Origin of the sequence: Methylobacterium sp. UNC378MF (assembly GCF_900103195.1) — a bacterium.
GTDB lineage: Bacteria > Pseudomonadota > Alphaproteobacteria > Rhizobiales > Beijerinckiaceae > Methylobacterium.
Window position 1 is genome coordinate 21,037 of sequence record NZ_FMWU01000010.1, and the last position, 15,699, is coordinate 36,735.

14 protein-coding genes are annotated in these 15,699 nt (G+C 69.0%); 2 read left to right on the forward strand and 12 right to left on the reverse strand.

What is annotated here, in order from left to right; all coding sequences use genetic code 11:
- Window positions 1–13: 13 nt before the first annotated feature.
- On the reverse strand, window positions 14–637 hold the full coding sequence (gene ruvC, locus BLT59_RS12030) for a crossover junction endodeoxyribonuclease RuvC (protein WP_091779789.1): 624 nt from the start codon (window positions 635–637) through the stop codon (window positions 14–16).
- 129 nt (window positions 638–766) lie between these two features.
- The gene (locus tag BLT59_RS12035) at window positions 767–1,087 is read right to left on the reverse strand and encodes a YnfA family protein (RefSeq protein WP_091779791.1); all 321 of its coding nucleotides are present in this window, start codon (window positions 1,085–1,087) and stop codon (window positions 767–769) included.
- Window positions 1,088–1,192: 105 nt separating this feature from the next.
- Between BLT59_RS12035 and BLT59_RS12040 the strand changes: the two genes are divergently transcribed.
- Together BLT59_RS12040 and BLT59_RS12045 are read left to right on the forward strand one after the other, a co-directional pair.
- Window positions 1,193–2,173 (forward strand): tyrosine recombinase XerC, encoded by a 981-nt coding sequence (locus BLT59_RS12040; protein ID WP_091779793.1) that lies wholly within the window; start codon window positions 1,193–1,195, stop codon window positions 2,171–2,173.
- Window positions 2,174–2,363: 190 nt separating this feature from the next.
- Window positions 2,364–3,185 carry a response regulator gene (locus tag BLT59_RS12045; RefSeq protein ID WP_244513956.1) on the forward strand — a complete coding sequence of 274 codons (822 nt, stop codon included), beginning with the start codon at window positions 2,364–2,366 and terminating at the stop codon, window positions 3,183–3,185.
- A gap of 24 nt (window positions 3,186–3,209) precedes the next feature.
- On the opposite strand, the gene lpdA is transcribed toward BLT59_RS12045, so the two are convergent.
- The 10 genes from lpdA to gloB form a co-directional block, all read right to left on the reverse strand.
- Window positions 3,210–4,613, reverse strand: coding sequence for a dihydrolipoyl dehydrogenase (gene lpdA / locus BLT59_RS12050; RefSeq protein ID WP_091779798.1), 1,404 nt, complete (start codon window positions 4,611–4,613; stop codon window positions 3,210–3,212).
- 67 nt (window positions 4,614–4,680) lie between these two features.
- Entirely contained in the window at window positions 4,681–5,436 is a 756-nt protein-coding gene (locus BLT59_RS12055) for an SDR family oxidoreductase (RefSeq protein WP_091779800.1), read from the reverse strand.
- A 7-nt stretch (window positions 5,437–5,443) separates the two neighbouring features.
- Entirely contained in the window at window positions 5,444–6,775 is a 1,332-nt protein-coding gene (odhB, locus tag BLT59_RS12060; protein WP_091779802.1) for a 2-oxoglutarate dehydrogenase complex dihydrolipoyllysine-residue succinyltransferase, read from the reverse strand.
- A 49-nt stretch (window positions 6,776–6,824) separates the two neighbouring features.
- A complete protein-coding gene (locus BLT59_RS12065; protein WP_091779804.1) occupies window positions 6,825–7,124 on the reverse strand; it encodes a YciI family protein in 300 nt (99 codons plus the stop codon).
- 10 nt (window positions 7,125–7,134) lie between these two features.
- Window positions 7,135–10,122 (reverse strand): 2-oxoglutarate dehydrogenase E1 component, encoded by a 2,988-nt coding sequence (locus BLT59_RS12070; protein WP_091779806.1) that lies wholly within the window; start codon window positions 10,120–10,122, stop codon window positions 7,135–7,137.
- Window positions 10,123–10,393: 271 nt separating this feature from the next.
- Entirely contained in the window at window positions 10,394–11,278 is an 885-nt protein-coding gene (sucD, locus tag BLT59_RS12075) for a succinate--CoA ligase subunit alpha (RefSeq protein WP_091779808.1), read from the reverse strand.
- Window positions 11,279–11,280: 2 nt separating this feature from the next.
- Window positions 11,281–12,477 (reverse strand): ADP-forming succinate--CoA ligase subunit beta, encoded by a 1,197-nt coding sequence (gene sucC / locus BLT59_RS12080; protein ID WP_091779810.1) that lies wholly within the window; start codon window positions 12,475–12,477, stop codon window positions 11,281–11,283.
- Between the two features lie 112 nt (window positions 12,478–12,589).
- Window positions 12,590–13,552 (reverse strand): malate dehydrogenase, encoded by a 963-nt coding sequence (mdh, locus tag BLT59_RS12085; protein WP_091779812.1) that lies wholly within the window; start codon window positions 13,550–13,552, stop codon window positions 12,590–12,592.
- Between the two features lie 404 nt (window positions 13,553–13,956).
- Window positions 13,957–14,532: a TetR family transcriptional regulator gene (locus tag BLT59_RS12090; RefSeq protein ID WP_012317921.1), complete on the reverse strand. Its 576-nt coding sequence runs from the start codon at window positions 14,530–14,532 to the stop codon at window positions 13,957–13,959.
- Between the two features lie 348 nt (window positions 14,533–14,880).
- A complete protein-coding gene (gene gloB, locus BLT59_RS12095) occupies window positions 14,881–15,657 on the reverse strand; it encodes a hydroxyacylglutathione hydrolase (protein WP_091779814.1) in 777 nt (258 codons plus the stop codon).
- Window positions 15,658–15,699: the final 42 nt, after the last annotated feature.

Consider the following 15,699-nt stretch of genomic DNA (forward strand, 5'->3'; position numbering starts at 1 on the left):
CTTCCCGATCCCGTCAGCCCTGTTTCGCCAGCGCGGCCTCGATGCGCGCGGCGGCGGCCGCTGAGAAGCCCTTTCCTTCGAGACCCTGTCCCGCAGCCGCCTGGCCGGTGAGCGAACGGCGCTTGCCTCCCGGCACGTGCGCCTGTCGCAGGGCATGGGCGTCCCGGTGGCTGGCATGGGTGATCGCGATGGCCAGCGCGTCGGCCGCATCGGCGACCCGGAATTCGGCCTTCGGCAGCAGGAAGCGCACCATCGCCTGGATCTGCACCTTCTCGGCATGGCCGGAGCCCGCCACGGTCTTCTTGATCAGGTTCGCGGCGTATTCGAACACCGGCAGCCCGGCGAGGGCCGGCACCACCAGCGCCATCGCCCGGGCATGGCCGAGCTTGAGCGTCGCCTGCGCGTCCTTGTTGACGAAGGTCTCTTCCACAGCGACCTCGTCGGGCCGCACGGTTTCGACGATGCGGCTGATGCCCTCGAACAGCTCGCGCAGGCGCAACGCCAGCGGCAGGTCGCCGTCGGAGGTCACGACCCCGCAATCGCCGTAGGTGAGCTTGGTACCCTGCGCGGTGATCAGGCCCCAGCCGGTGCGGCGGAGCCCGGGATCGATGCCGAGGATACGGATGGGGCTGGTCATGACGCTCCGCGGCTCGGTGAATGGCCCGACGCTGCCGTACGTATCGTGAACGCCCGGTTACACCAAGGTGCCCGAAGCCGATGGATCGGCGCGCCGGACGCGCCTGCGCCAGGGACTGCCGTGCCGGGCTTAGCCCCGGCGGCCGAGGAGGATGAGCGCCGTTCCGATCAGGCAGACCACGCTGCCCGCGAGGTCCCAGCGGTCGGGCCGCTGACCCTCAGCAAGCCACAGCCACAGGACGGAGGCCGCGACGTAGACCCCGCCATAGGCCGCGAAGGCACGTCCGGCCGCCGGGCTGTCCACCAGGGTCAGGAGGACCGCAAACGCCGCCAGGGACGCAAGCCCCGGCAGTACCCAGAAGGACGACCATCCGAGGCGCAGCCACGCCCAGAACGCGAAGCAGCCGGCGATCTCGGCGAGGGCGGCGGCCGCGTAAGCGAGGAGGCTCATCGGATCAGCTTGGCACGGCGTGCCGCGCCGGACGAGCCCGACCAACGGCGCGGCACTGGGAACCGCATTAAGCTCCCGGCAAGGATCATCCGGTCGATTGGTGCCATGAGCACGCATGCGAGCACGCACGAGGCCGAAGGCGACCGGTTGCTGGTTCCGGGCGATGCCTGCCTTCATGATGCCGTCCGGGCCTGGACCGAGGGACTGGCGCGCGAGCGGCGGATGTCGCCCAACACCGTCGAGGCCTATGGGCGCGACCTCCGCCAGTTTCTCCACCACCTCGCGTCGCGGCAGGGCACGCCGACGATTCCGATGCTCGTCGGATTGAAGGTGCGGGACATCCGCGCCTTCATGGCGGCACGTCGGGCCGACGAGGTCTCGGGGCGCTCGCTGATGCGCATGCTCGCGGGCCTGCGCTCCTTCGCGCGCTTCCTCGAACGGGAGGGCTTCGGTACCGTCTCGGCGCTCGGCGGCGTGCGCTCGCCAAAAGTCCCGCGGCGCCTTCCGCGCCCCCTGCCCGTCTCCGCCGCCGTGGCGCTGACCGATACCGCGATCCGCGCCGGCGAGGAGCGCGAGCCCTGGATTCTCGCCCGGGATGCCGCCGTGCTGGCCCTCCTCTACGGCGCGGGCCTGCGCATTTCCGAAGCCCTGGGCCTGACCCGCCGCGACGCGCCCTTGCCTGGGATCGATCAGGTCACCGTGCTCGGCAAGGGTGGCAAGCAGCGCATGGTGCCGATCCTGCCCGTGGTGGCGCAGGCGGTGGCCGACTACGTCGCCGCCTGTCCGCTGCCGCTGATGGCGGAGGGGCCGCTCTTCCTCGGCGCCCGCGGCGGCCCGCTCTCGCCGCGGATCATCCAGTACACGGTGGCCCGCGCCCGCGGTGCCCTCGGCCTGCCCGAGAGCGCAACGCCACACGCCCTGCGGCACTCCTTCGCCACGCATCTTCTGGCCCGCCAGGGGGAATTGCGCGCGATCCAGGAACTCCTCGGCCACGCCTCCCTGTCGACGACCCAGCTCTACACGCAGGTCGACGCCGCCCGTCTCATGAGCGCCTACGCGGCGGCACATCCCCGGGCGGGTCGCTGATCACATTTGCTGGAAACTTCTGCTTCGAGGCAGCTCAACACCGGCAATAGGCGCATAGTCCGATTGCCGCAGTGCACTGACGTGATCTTTAAGAGCTTCGTCACGATCTCCGGCCAATATCTACGTCGGACATGGGATCGGCTGGGCGGGCGTCATGGAGCTTGAGGTCGGGAGGGCGCCGGCACGTGTCGTGATTGCCGATTGCGATTCGGCCCGCCGCAGCTCTCTGAGAGAGATCGTCCTGCGCTTTGATCCCCATGCCGTGATCGACGAGGCGACGTCCGGTCAGGCTCTCTGTGACATCCTGCTCCGCCACCGCCCGACTCTGGCCTTCGTCGGGCTTCAGCTCGACGACCTCAGCGGACCCGAAGCGGTCGCGGTGGCGCGCCGGGCGGGCGCCGAGCCTCCCTGCCTGGTGCTGGTCGCGACCCGCGTCCTGCCGCACTGGCAGGACATCGCAACAAGCCTCGGGGCCTACGAGGTTCTGAAGACGCCCCTCGATCCGAGTCATATCGAGCAATTGCTGCATGCCGATGCCCGCCGCCGTGCACCGACCCGGGCCTTGCTCGCCTGCTCGACGCCGGCGGGGCGCTCGGCCATCAGCCGCGTCGTGGCGCGCAGCGGTTTCGCCATCGAACTCGACGAGACGGATGACGGCCGCCACGCCCTCAAGCAGCTGAAGCTCGCCGCCTACGACTTCGCCTTCATCGACGTGAAGCTCGCCGGCATCGACGGGATGGAACTCGCCTGCCAGATCCAGCCGCTGGGTTTGTCCACGCGGATCACTCTGCTGACCACGTCCGAGCTGGAGCCGATCGCCCAGGCCGGGCGCTATTTCGGGGTTGATGCGGTGCTGCGGATGCCGTTCTACGCCCGCGATATCGACCTCGCCCTTCACAATGCCTTGGGCTTGCGCAGGCCGTATCTGCTCAACGCCCTGACGGCCCCGCCGGCGCCGAGCGCGCTCCTGCGGATCGCCGACCTGCCGAACGCCCGGCGCAAGATCGCGTGATCCTGCGCCGGGACGGGGTGCCCGTCAGACGTGGATCGCGCGCTTGTTCACCGCCAGCGCGGCTTCCTTCACCGCCTCGGTGAGGGTCGGGTGTGCGTGGCAGGTGCGGGCGATGTCCTCCGACGACGCGCCGAACTCCATCGCCACCGCCACCTCGGCGATCAGGTTGCCGGCATCGGCGCCGACGATGTGGACGCCGAGCACCCGGTCGGTCTGGGCGTCGGCGAGCACCTTCACGAAGCCGTCAGTGGTGCCGTTGGCCTTGGCCCGGCCGTTGGCCGTGAAGGGGAACTTGCCGGCATTGTAAGCGATGCCGTCCTTCTTCAGTTCCTCCTCGGTCTTGCCGACCGAGGCGACCTCCGGGAACGTGTAGACCACGTTCGGAATCACGCCGTAATTCACGTGGCCGGACTGACCGGCCAGCATCTCGGCGACCGCCACGCCCTCATCCTCGGCCTTGTGGGCCAGCATCGGACCGGCGATCACGTCGCCGATGGCGTAGATGCCGGTGACGTTGGTGGCATAATGCGAATCCGTCAGGATTCGGCCCTTGTCATCCCGCTGGACGCCGACCGTGTCCAGGCCCAGGCCCTCGGTGTAGGGCACCCGGCCGATCGCCACGAGAACCACGTCGGCCTGCAGGGTCTCGGCCTCGCCGCCCGCGGCCGGCTCGACCGTTACGGTCGCGCCGCCCTTCTTGCCGACCTCGACGCCCGTCACCTTGGTGGACAACTTGAAGGCGATGCCCTGCTTGGTCAGGATCCGCTGGAACTGCTTGCCAACCTCGCCGTCCATGCCGGGCAGCACCCGGTCGAGGTACTCGACCACGGTGACCTCGGCGCCGAGCCGGCGCCAGACGGAGCCCAGCTCCAGCCCGATCACGCCGGCGCCGATCACCAGGAGCTTCCTCGGCACCCGGTCGAGCTCGAGGGCACCCGTGGAGGAGACCACGACCTTCTCGTCGATGGTCACGCCGGGCAGGCGCGTCACGTCCGAGCCGGTGGCGATGACGATGCTCTTGGTCTCGAGCATCTGGTTGCCGCCATCCTCCGCGATGACCTCGACGCGGCCGGCGCCGGCGATCCGGCCGGTGCCGTGGAAGGTGTCGACCTTGTTCTTCTTGAGCAGGAACTCGACGCCCTTGGTGTTGCCGGCCACACCCTCGGCCTTGAAGGCCATCATCTTCTTCAGGTCGAGCTTCGGGGTGCCGACATCGATCCCGAGATCGGCGAAGTGCTTGTTGGCCTCCTCGAACGCCTCCGAGGCGTGGAGCAGCGCCTTCGACGGGATGCAGCCGATGTTGAGGCAGGTGCCGCCGTGCGTCGCGCGCTTCTCGACGACGGCGGTCCGCAGGCCGAGCTGCGCCGCGCGGATGGCGCAGACGTAGCCGCCGGGGCCGGTGCCGATGACGACGAGATCGTAGGACATGGAGGTTCGCTTCCGCTCGGTCGTGCCGCGTGCGAGACGGGCAGGGAATGTCAGATGGGGCTTGGCCTCAGCGGCCGCCGCCGATGTCGAGGATGGCGCCCGTGGTGTAGGAGGCCTCGTCCGAGAGGAGCCACACGATCGGCGCGGCGACCTCCTCGGCGGTGCCGGCCCGGCCCATGGGGACGCCGGGTCCCAGGCGCTCCACCCGGTCGGGCTCGCCGCCGCTGGCGTGAATCTCGGTGGCGATGATGCCGGGCGCCACCGCGTTGACCCGGATGCCCTCGCCGGCGACCTCACGGGCGAGCCCGATCGTCAGCGAGTCGATGGCGCCCTTGGAGGCGGCGTAGTCGACGAACTGGCAGGGTCCGCCGAGGCGCGCCGCCACCGAGGACAGGTTGACGATGGCGCCGCCGGCGCCGCCGCGCTTGGTCGACATGCGCCGGACCGCCTCGCGGGCGCACAGGAAGCTGCCGACCACGTTGGTGGTCATCATCCGCTGCAGGCGCGCGACGCTCATGTCGGCGACGTCGGACTTCACGTCGACCACGCCGGCATTGTTGACGAGCGCCGTCAGGCGGCCGAGCCCGTCGGCCGCCTTGAACAGGGCGAGGACATCGGCCTCGCTGCCGACGTCGCCCTTCACGGCGAGCGCCTGTCCGCCCTTGACCGCGATCGCGTCCACCACGCCCTGCGCCGCGGCGGCGTCCGACACGTAGCTCAGGCAGACCGCGTAGCCGCGCTCCGCCAGGAGCAGCGCCACCGCGCGGCCGATGCCGCGGCCGCCGCCGGTGACGATCGCGACCCTGTTCTCAGCGCCCGACATGACAGCCTCAGAGGTCCAGCACGAGGCGCGCCGGATCCTCCAGCGCCTCCTTGACCCGCACCAGGAAGGTCACGGCCTCCTTACCGTCGACGATGCGATGGTCGTACGACAGAGCGAGGTACATCATCGGCCGCGCCTCGATCTTGCCGGCGCGGACCACCGGGCGCTCCTCGATGCGGTGCATGCCGAGGATGCCCGATTGCGGCGCGTTGAGGATCGGCGTCGACATCAGCGAGCCGTAGATGCCGCCGTTGGTGATCGTGAAGGTGCCGCCCTGCATGTCCTCGATGGAGAGCTTGCCGTCGCGGGCCTTCTTGCCGAAGCCGGCGATCTTCTTCTCGATGCCGGCGATCGACAGGTCGTCGGCGTCGCGCACCACCGGCACGACGAGGCCCTTATCGGTGCCGACCGCGATCCCGATGTGATAGTAGTTCTTGTAGACGAGGTCCTGGCCGTCGATCTCGGCGTTGACCGCCGGCACATCCTTCAGGGCGCCGATCACCGCCTTGGTGAAGAAGCCCATGAAGCCGAGCTTCGTGCCGTGCTTCTTCTCGAAGATGTCCTTGTACTGGCTGCGCATCGCCATCACGGCCGACATGTCGACGTCGTTGAACGTCGTCAGCATCGCCGCGGTGTCCTGCGCGTCCTTGAGGCGGCGCGCGATGGTCTGGCGCAGCTTCGTCATGCGCACGCGCTCCTCGCGCGCGGCGTCGTCCGGCGCCGAGGGGGCGCGCGGCAGCGTCGGGCGGGCCTCCTTGGCGGGCGCGGAGGGGGCCGGGCCCTTGGCGATGGCGCCGAGCATGTCGCCCTTGGTGACGCGGCCGTCCTTGCCGGAGCCGTTCACTGACGACGGGTCGACGCCCGACTCCCGGGCGAGCTTCGCCACCGCCGGGCCGTTGTCGCCGGCGGGGCGCTGCTGGGCCGCGGGGGCGGCGGCATCGCCGTGGTTGCCGTAGCCGGCAGAGGATTCCTGGGCCGGCGCCTCGGCCTTCGCGGGCGCGGCGGCCTTCGGGGCCTCGCTCCGGCTCTCCGCCTTGATCTCGGCGGCCTCCTTCGGGGCCTCCTTCGGGGCGGCCTTCTTGGCCGTGGCACCGCCGGCACCGGCCTCGACGATCGAGCCGAGCAGGGCGCCGGGCTCGACGGTCTCGCCGTCCTTGACCAGGATCTCGCCCAACTCGCCGGCCGCCGGGGCGTTGACCTCCAGGGTGACCTTGTCGGTCTCGAGCTCGACGATCGGCTCGTCGGCCGCGACCGTGTCGCCGGGCTTCTTGAACCAGCGGCCGATGGTGGCCTCGCTCACGGATTCGCCGAGGGTCGGGACGAGGATGTCGGTTGCCATGCTCTCTTCTGCCCCGCGGGGGGCCTCCTCTGGATGTCGGGCCGCGACGTCAGCGCCGCAGGATCAGGGATGGAACGGGCGAGACGGTGTATCGGAAGCCGGCCTGCGCCATCAGGACGGGATCTGCGTCACCGAGCGCCTCGGCCTGTGCCGCGTCGGCGGCCTCGACCAGGGCGAGGCCCCAGGTGCCGCCGGGCTCGAAGACCGGCCCGACCGCAATGGCGGCTCCCGCCTCCGCCTGCTCCATCCAGTATCCGGAATGCGCCGAGAACAGCGCCTTCTCGGCCTCCGTCGCGTCGAACGGGAAGCTCGGGCGGGGCGGTTCCAGACGGAGCAGGAAGTAGGCCATGGCCGGACGCTCAGACCGCCAGGGCCTCGTTGAGGAAGGCCTGGAGCTGCGCCTGGTGCTTCGACATCTGGCCGACCGCCGTGGAGGCGGAGGCCGGACGACCGACGTAGCGGGCGCGCTTCACCGCGGAGCCGGCCTGGCCGAGCACCCACTCGAGGTAAGGCTCGACGAAGGACCACGCGCCCATGTTCTTGGGCTCCTCCTGGCACCAGATCACGTCGGCGTTGCGGAAGCGGGCCATCTCGTTGGCCAGTGCCTTCAGCGGGAACGGGTAGAGCTGCTCGACGCGCATCAGATAGATGTCGTTGAGGCCGCGCTTCTCCCGCTCCTCCAGCAGGTCGTAGTAGACCTTGCCGGAGCAGAGCACGACCCGGCGGATTTTGTCGTCGCGCACCAGCCTGTTCTGCGCGCCCTCCTCCTCGGCGTCGTCCCAGAGGACACGGTGGAAGGTCGAGCCCTCGGCCAGCGCGTCGAGGTTGGAGACCGCCCGCTTGTGGCGCAGCAGCGACTTCGGCGTCATCAGCACCAGAGGCTTGCGGAAGTCGCGCTTCAGCTGCCGGCGCAGGATGTGGAAGTAGTTCGCCGGCGTCGTTACGTTGGCGACCTGCATGTTGTCCTCGGCGCAGGCCTGGAGGTAGCGCTCCAGGCGGGCGGAGGAGTGCTCGGGCCCCTGCCCCTCGTAGCCGTGCGGCAGCAGCAGCACGAGGCCGGACATGCGCAGCCACTTGCGCTCACCGCTGGCGATGAACTGGTCGATCACCACCTGGGCGCCGTTGGCGAAGTCGCCGAACTGCGCCTCCCACAGGACCAGGGCGTTGGGCTCGGCCAGCGAGTAGCCGTACTCGAAGCCGAGCACGGCCTCCTCGGAGAGCATCGAGTTGATGATCTCGATGGAGGCCTGCCCCTCGCGGATGGCGTTGAGCGGCGTGAAGCGCTGCTCGTTCTCCTGATCGATCACCACCGCGTGGCGCTGCGAGAAGGTGCCGCGCTCGACATCCTGGCCGGAGAGGCGGACCCGGTTGCCGTCGAGGAGCGTCGCCCCGAAGGCCAGGGCCTCGGCCGTCGCCCAGTCGACGCCGACCCCCGTCTCCACCGCCTTGGCGCGGTTGTCCATGAACCGCTGGATCGTGCGGTGCAGGTGGAAGCCGGGTGGCACCTGTGTGATCTTCCGCCCGATCTCCTGAAGGGTCTCGGCCGGCACGGCGGTGCGGCCGCGGCGCGGGTCGTCCACGTCCTCGTGCACGGCCTTCACGCCGGACCAGCGGCCGTCCAGCCAGTCGGCCTTGTTCGCCTTGTAGTTGTTGGCGACGTCGAGCTCGGTGTCGAGCAGACCGCGGAACTCGGCCTTGCGGACGTCGAGCGCCTCCTGCGTGACGGAGCCGTTCTCGACGAGCTTGCGGCCGTAATTCTCCAGCACCGACGGGTGCTTGCGGATTCGCTGGTACATCTTCGGCTGCGTGAAGGCCGGCTCGTCGCCCTCGTTGTGGCCGAAGCGGCGGTAGCAGAGCATGTCGATCACGACCGGCTTGCCGAACTTCTGCCGGTACTCGACGGCCACCTTCGCCGCGAAGGTGACGGCCTCGGGGTCGTCGCCGTTGCAGTGGAAGATCGGCGCCTCGACCATCTTGGCGACGTCGGACGGGTAGGGCGAGGAGCGCGAGAAGCGTGGATCGGTGGTGAAGCCGATCTGGTTGTTGATGATGAAGTGCACCGAGCCGCCGGTGCGGTGGCCCTTCAGGCCCGACAGGCCGAAGCACTCCGCCACCACGCCCTGGCCCGCGAAGGCGGCGTCGCCGTGGATCAGGAGCGGCAGCACCGTGCGGCGCTCGATGTTGGGCTTGGCCCACTGGTCCTGCTTGGCGCGGACCTTACCCAGCACCACCGGATCGACGATCTCCAGGTGCGACGGGTTGGCGGTGAGCGACAGGTGGACGTTGTTGCCGTCGAAGGCGCGGTCCGAGGACGCGCCCAGGTGGTACTTCACGTCGCCCGAGCCCTCGACCTCGGCCGGGGAGGCCGAGCCACCCTTGAACTCGTGGAACACCGCCCGGAAGGGCTTCGCCATCACGTTGGTGAGCACGTTGAGCCGGCCGCGATGGGCCATGCCGAGCACGATCTCACGGACACCGAGCGCGCCGCCGCGCTTGATGATCTGCTCCAGCGCCGGGATCATCGCCTCGCTGCCGTCGAGGCCGAAGCGCTTGGTGCCGGTGTACTTGAGGTCCAGGAACTTCTCGAAGCCCTCGGCCTCGATCAGCTTGTTGAGGATCGCCCGGCGGCCCTCGGGGGTGAAGGAGATCTCCTTGTCCTTGCCCTCGATGCGCTCCTGGATCCACGCCTTCTCGGCGGGATCGGAGATGTGCATGAACTCGACGCCGAGCGTCTGGCAGTAGGTCCGCTCCAGGATGTCGACGATCTCGCGGATCGTGCCGAACTGGAGGCCGAGCACGTTGTCGAGGAAGATCGGCCGGTCCCAGTCGCTCTCCTGGAAGCCGTAATGCTGCGGGTGCAGCTCCTCGTGGTCGCCGCGCGGGGCGAGACCCAGCGGGTCGAGCTTGGCGTGCAGGTGGCCGCGCATGCGGTAGGAGCGGATCAGCATGATCGCCCGAACCGAGTCCTTCGTGGCCTGCTCCACCGAAACGCCGGTGGTGGCGGTGACGCTGTCCTGCGGCTTGCCGGGCTTGGCGTCCTTGGCCTCGCGGGCGACGATCTTGTCGCCGATCGCCTTCTCCAGTGCGCCCCAGTTGCCGTCGAGCGCCGAGACCAGCTCGCCGTTCAGCGGCACCGGCCAGTTCGGCCGCTCCCAGGAAGCGCCGGCGGCGTTCTTCTCGACCAGAGTCTCGTCCTCGCCGAGCCCCTTGAAGAAGGCCTGCCACTCCGGATCCACCGAGGACGGGTTGCGGGCGTAGGCCGCCTGCAATTCCTCGATGTAGGCGGCGTTGGCGCCGTAGAGGAACGAGGTTTCGAGGAGCGCTTCGTTCACGTCCTGGCGTGCCATGGTGCGTCCATCCTGATCGCGCGGGCAGGCTCCCCTGCCCTTCGGGCTCCCCGTCCGCGCGGCGGATCGCCCTCAAACCGAAACGGGGCGGGTGACCGCCCCGCTGAAATCATCTGCACGCCCGATATGGGCGTTGCGGCCCTGCGATGGCCGCAACGCTGGCGCGCTGGGTGTTCGAGCACCGCACCGGGAACCGGAGCCGGTCCGATGCTCGAACCTTCGATCGGCATCATCTTTCCCGAAAGCCAGAGGCCACCTTTCGGGATGATGCTCAGCCCTTCAGCACCTCGACGAGCGTCGAGCCGAGCCGAGCCGGTGACGGCGACACGCGGATGCCTGCGGCCTCCATGGCGGCGATCTTGTCCTCGGCGCCGCCCTTGCCGCCCGAGATGATCGCGCCGGCATGGCCCATGCGGCGGCCCGGGGGCGCCGTGCGGCCGGCGATGAAGCCGACCATCGGCTTCTTGCGCCCGCGCTTGGCCTCGTCACGCAGGAACTGCGCCGCCTCCTCCTCGGCCGAGCCGCCGATCTCGCCGATCATCACGATCGACTCGGTCTTCGGGTCGGCCAGGAACAGCTCCAGCACGTCGATGAACTCGGTGCCCTTCACCGGGTCGCCGCCGATGCCGACGGCCGTGGTCTGGCCGAGGCCGGCATTGGAGGTCTGGAACACCGCCTCGTAGGTCAGCGTGCCCGAGCGGGACACGATGCCGACGGAGCCGGGCCGGAAGATGTTGGCCGGCATGATGCCGATCTTCGACTCGCCGGCCGTGACGATGCCGGGGCAGTTCGGCCCGACGAGGCGCGACTTCGAGCCCGTCAGCGCCCGCTTCACCCGCACCATGTCGAGCACCGGGATGCCCTCCGTGATGCAGACGATCAGCGGCACCTCGGCGGCGATCGCCTCGCAGATCGCGTCGGCGGCGCCCGGCGGCGGCACGTAGACCACCGAGGCCTCGGCGCCCGTGGCCTCGCGGGCCTCCGCCACCGTGTCGAAGACCGGCAGGCCGAGATGGCTGGAGCCGCCCTTACCGGGGCTCGTGCCGCCGACCATCTTGGTGCCGTACGCGATGGCCTGCTCGGAGTGGAAGGTCCCGTTCTTGCCGGTGAAGCCCTGGCAGATGACCTTGGTGTTGGCGTCGATCATCACCGACATGATCAGGCTCCCTTCACGGCGGCGACGATCTTCTGGGCGGCGTCGTCGAGGTCGTCCGCCGGGATCACGTTGAGGCCCGAGTTGCGGATGATGGCCTTGCCCTGCTCGACGTTGGTGCCCTCGAGGCGCACCACCAGCGGCACCTGCAGGCCCACCGCCTTCACGGCCGCGATCACGCCGTTGGCGATCACGTCGCACTTCATGATCCCGCCGAAGATGTTGACGAGGATGCCCTTCACGTTCGGGTCGGCGGTGATGATCTTGAACGCCGCCGTGACCTTCTCCTCCGAGGCGCCGCCGCCGACATCGAGGAAGTTCGCCGGCTCCTCGCCGTAGAGCTTGATGATGTCGAGGGTCGCCATGGCCAGCCCGGCGCCGTTGACCATGCAGCCGATCGTGCCGTCCAGCGCGATGTAGGCGAGGTCGTATTTCGACGCCTCGATCTCCTTGGCGTCCTCCTCGGTCTCGTCGCGCAGCGCGACGATATCCGGGTGGCGGTAGAGGGCGTTCGAGTCGAAGGCCATCTTGGCGTCGAGGCACTTGAGGTGCCCGTCGGCGGTCAGCACCAGCGGGTTGATCTCCAGCAGGCTCATGTCCTTGGCCACGAAGGCCGCGTAGAGTTTTTCCGTCAGCGAGGCCGCTTCCTTGGCCTGATTGCCCGTGAGGCCCAGCGCCTTGGCGACCGCGCGGCCGTGATGGGGCATCACGCCGGTCGCCGGATCGACCGCGATGGTGTGGATCTTCTCGGGCGTGTCGTGGGCGACCGCCTCGATGTCCATGCCGCCCTCGGTGGAGACCACGAAGGCGACGCCGCCGGTGGTGCGGTCGACCAGCATCGAGAGGTAGAATTCCTCGGCGATCTGGGCGCCTTCCTCGATGTAGAGGCGGTTGACCTGCTTGCCGGCCGGGCCGGTCTGGATCGTCACCAGGGTCTGGCCGAGCATCTCGCCGGCATATTGCTTCACCTCGTCAATCGACTTGGTGACGCGCACGCCGCCCTTGGCGCCCTCGGGCGCGCCCTTGAAGGTGCCCTTGCCGCGGCCGCCCGCGTGGATCTGGCTCTTCACGACCCAGACGGGGCCGCCGAGTTCCTTGGCGGCGGCTTCGGCCTCCGACGGGTTGAAGATGGCCACGCCGCGGGAGACGGGCAGGCCGAACTCCTTCAGCACGGCCTTGGCCTGATATTCATGGATATTCATCGGAGCCTCGTAGGGAGGAGCGAATAGGTGGCAGCGGACGGCGCGTAGAGAAATCGAGCGATTGGGATTCGAATCTCCGAACGCTACGCGCTGCCCGGTATCCGCTTACCGGTCAGGCGAGGTTGCTGTCGACGCCCTTGCAGGCCTCGATGAGTCCCGTCACCGAGGCGACCGACTTCTCGAACATCGCCTTCTCGGCGGCGTCGAAGGTCACCTCCAGGACGCGCTCCACGCCGTTGGCGCCGATCACGATCGGCACGCCGATGAACATGCCCTTCACGCCATACTGGCCGTCGAGATAGGCGGCGCAGGGCAGGACCCGCTTCTTGTCGCGCAGGTAGCTCTCGGCCATGGCGATGGCGGAGGCGGCCGGCGCGTAGAAGGCCGAGCCGGTCTTGAGCAGGTTGACGATCTCGCCGCCGCCCTTGCGGGTGCGGTCGACCATGGCGTCGAGCTTCTCCTGCGTGGTCCAGCCGAGCTTGACGAGGTCGGTCAGTGGCACGCCCGCGACCGTGGAGTAGCGGGTCAGCGGCACCATGTCGTCGCCGTGGCCACCGAGCACGAAGGCGGTGACGTCCTCCACCGAGACCTTGAACTCCTCGGCGAGGAAGTGGCGGAAGCGGGCCGAGTCGAGCACGCCGGCCATGCCGACGATCTTGTTGGTGGGGAGGCCGGAGAACTTCTGCAGCGCCCACACCATCGCGTCGAGCGGGTTGGTGATGCAGATCACGAAGGCGTCCGGCGCGTAGGTCTTGATGCCCTCGCCCACCGCCTGCATGACCTTGAGGTTGATGCCGATCAGGTCGTCGCGGCTCATGCCGGGCTTGCGCGGCACGCCGGCGGTGACGATCACGACGTCGGCGCCCTTGATGGCACTATAATCGCTGGCACCCGCGTAGGTCGCGTCGAAGCCCTCGACCGGGGCGGCCTCGGCGATGTCCAGCGCCTTGCCCTGGGGCACGCCGTCGACAATGTCGAACAGCACCACGTCCCCGAGATCCTTCAGGCCGGCCAGAAGGGCCAGGGTGCCGCCGATCTGGCCGGCACCGATGAGCGCGATCTTGTTGCGAGCCATGTCGGATTCGTCTCCGCTGCGTGTCGACTAGACGGGTGTTTTGCGCGCGGCTGTGAGGTCACGTCCGTCCGGGTTCGGGGCCGGATTCGCCGCTCTGAAATCTGCGCGGCTGTGTGGCCGAAAAGCACCGTGGCTTCAACCCGAGCTGGGGTGCATGGGTGGGTCGGCCGGAGCACCCCGCACTCGCTGTGGGGCTCGGCGACCCGCCCGAATCCTCAACGTCGGGAAGGTTTTAGGTGCAGTGCACTCGGCTTCGCCAGCGCTGGGAAGCCGCGATGACAGATCGGAAAAGCTGTCATTTCGAGCTTCGTGGTATGGGCCGGATCGATCGCGACGCGGAAACGAAAGAGGCCCGGACAGAGGGTCCGGGCCTCGCAGGCGCGTGGGTGCCTAGGCGCTATGGTTCAGAGAATGCCGGACCGCAGGACCCGCTGGATCGCGTGGATGACGGCCCCGAACCGGGCCTCGATCAGGTCCCGCGGTACTTCGGCATCGTGCTGGATCGCCAGGGGATGCGTGAAGCGGTAGCTCGCATCGAAGATGTAGGCGATCGCCCGTTCCCGGTCGCGCGCCGAGAAGATGCCGGAGGTGATCCCCTCCTCGACCACGCGTTCGACCAAGCTGCGCAGTCGAACGCGGTGACGCCGGGCGATCGGCCGGGCCGACACGGTGGCATCGAGATGCACTGCGAACAGATTCGGCTCGTCGAACAAAGCATCCCGCTGGACCGTCGCGAGGGCGGTCAGCAATCGCTCGATCTTGTCGTCGGCGGGATCCGGCGCGTCGGCAATGCCGGCGAGCCGGGCTTCGACCTCGCGCAGCCATCGCCCCGCGACCGCGTCGAGGAGCGCGTCCTTCGACGGGAAGTAGCGGTACACATTGGCGTGCGTCATGCCGGCCTCGGCAGCGACGGCCACGACCGTCACGCGCTTGGGCCCGAGCCGCGAGAGATGCTCGGTGGCAATACCGAGCAGCCGCACATCGGCTGCAACCGGAGCCCGGGGCCGCGACGGACTGGCCGCGTCGCCGCTTTCGCGGAGCGCACCGGGTTCGGCGTCGGCGACGGTGAGCTTGGCCTTGGCGCTGAGCGCCTCTTCCCTGGACCCGTCAGACTCTGGTTTGAGGAAAGGAAGCGGAAGGCGGGAAGTGGACAGGTGGTAGGGCGAGACGGACCCCCATCATACCGGCTGAAGCGTCCCGGCGCTTCGCGTTGACGTTGCGGCTTCCCCCCGGGAGCCCGGTTACCTCAGCGGATTAGGACCGCTTAAAGACTCGTATGTGTCAGTTTGCCTTGAGAAGGCAACAAATTTTTCTGGTTATCACCTGCGTCAGAAGCGGTTCTTCCACGCCCGCAAGGCGACGAACACCGCCTCGGGATCGCTTTCCGGCGGTAGGTTCACCGACCGGGCCAAGGCCGGCTGCCCGCTGCGCAGAAACGGATTGGTCGCGCGCTCCGCAGCCATGGTGGATGGAATGAGGAAGCGACCCTCCGCCTTGGCCCGTTCGGCCTCGGCGTAGCGCGCCTTGAGGTCCGGATTGTCCGGGTCGGCCGCCAGGGCGAAGCGGGCGTTGGAGAGTACGTAGTCATGGCCGCTGAACACCTGCGTCGCGTCGGGCAGGTCGTCGAAGCGCCGCAGCGACCGGTACAGGGTCTCGGGCGGACTCTCCATCACCCGCCCGCAGCCGAGGGTGAACAGCGTGTCGCCGGCGCAGACGAGGCCCGCGTCCGTAAACCAGTAGGTGACGTGGTCGGCACAGTGACCCGGCGTCTCCCAGACCTTGGCGTTGAGCCGACCGACCGCGACGGTGTCGCCCTCCCGCACCGTGAGATCCACCTGGGGAACCGCATCGCCGGCCTTGACCGGGGCGACAACCCGGGCCCCGGTCGCCTGCTTCACCGCCGGGATGCCCTCGACATGATCGCCGTGGCGGTGCGTGACCAGGATGTCGGTCAGCCGCCAGCCGGCCTCGTCGAGGGCCCGCAAAACCGGTTCGGCCTCCGGCACGTCGATCGCCGCGCAGGCGCCGGTCGCCGGATCCCGGATCAGCACGCCGATGTTGTCGCTGCGGCAGAGGAAGGTGCGAATCTCGGTCTCGGCGGCCATCGGACAGGGGCTCCCAGGAGCGCGAAAAGGCGCAAAGCGGCG

Bases quoted from the DNA above. Each gene is read 5' to 3' on its own strand.
- sucD (WP_091779808.1), bottom strand. From the start codon at position 11,278: ATGTCGGTGATGATCGACGCCAACACCAAGGTCATCTGCCAGGGCTTC.
- BLT59_RS12070 (WP_091779806.1), bottom strand. From the start codon at position 10,122: ATGGCACGCCAGGACGTGAACGAAGCGCTCCTCGAAACCTCGTTCCTC.
- odhB (WP_091779802.1), bottom strand. From the start codon at position 6,775: ATGGCAACCGACATCCTCGTCCCGACCCTCGGCGAATCCGTGAGCGAG.
- BLT59_RS12065 (WP_091779804.1), bottom strand. From the start codon at position 7,124: ATGGCCTACTTCCTGCTCCGTCTGGAACCGCCCCGCCCGAGCTTCCCG.
- ruvC (WP_091779789.1), bottom strand. From the start codon at position 637: ATGACCAGCCCCATCCGTATCCTCGGCATCGATCCCGGGCTCCGCCGC.
- BLT59_RS12055 (WP_091779800.1), bottom strand. From the start codon at position 5,436: ATGTCGGGCGCTGAGAACAGGGTCGCGATCGTCACCGGCGGCGGCCGC.
- lpdA (WP_091779798.1), bottom strand. From the start codon at position 4,613: ATGTCCTACGATCTCGTCGTCATCGGCACCGGCCCCGGCGGCTACGTC.
- sucC (WP_091779810.1), bottom strand. From the start codon at position 12,477: ATGAATATCCATGAATATCAGGCCAAGGCCGTGCTGAAGGAGTTCGGC.
- mdh (WP_091779812.1), bottom strand. From the start codon at position 13,552: ATGGCTCGCAACAAGATCGCGCTCATCGGTGCCGGCCAGATCGGCGGC.
- BLT59_RS12035 (WP_091779791.1), bottom strand. From the start codon at position 1,087: ATGAGCCTCCTCGCTTACGCGGCCGCCGCCCTCGCCGAGATCGCCGGC.
- BLT59_RS12040 (WP_091779793.1), top strand. From the start codon at position 1,193: ATGAGCACGCATGCGAGCACGCACGAGGCCGAAGGCGACCGGTTGCTG.
- gloB (WP_091779814.1), bottom strand. From the start codon at position 15,657: ATGGCCGCCGAGACCGAGATTCGCACCTTCCTCTGCCGCAGCGACAAC.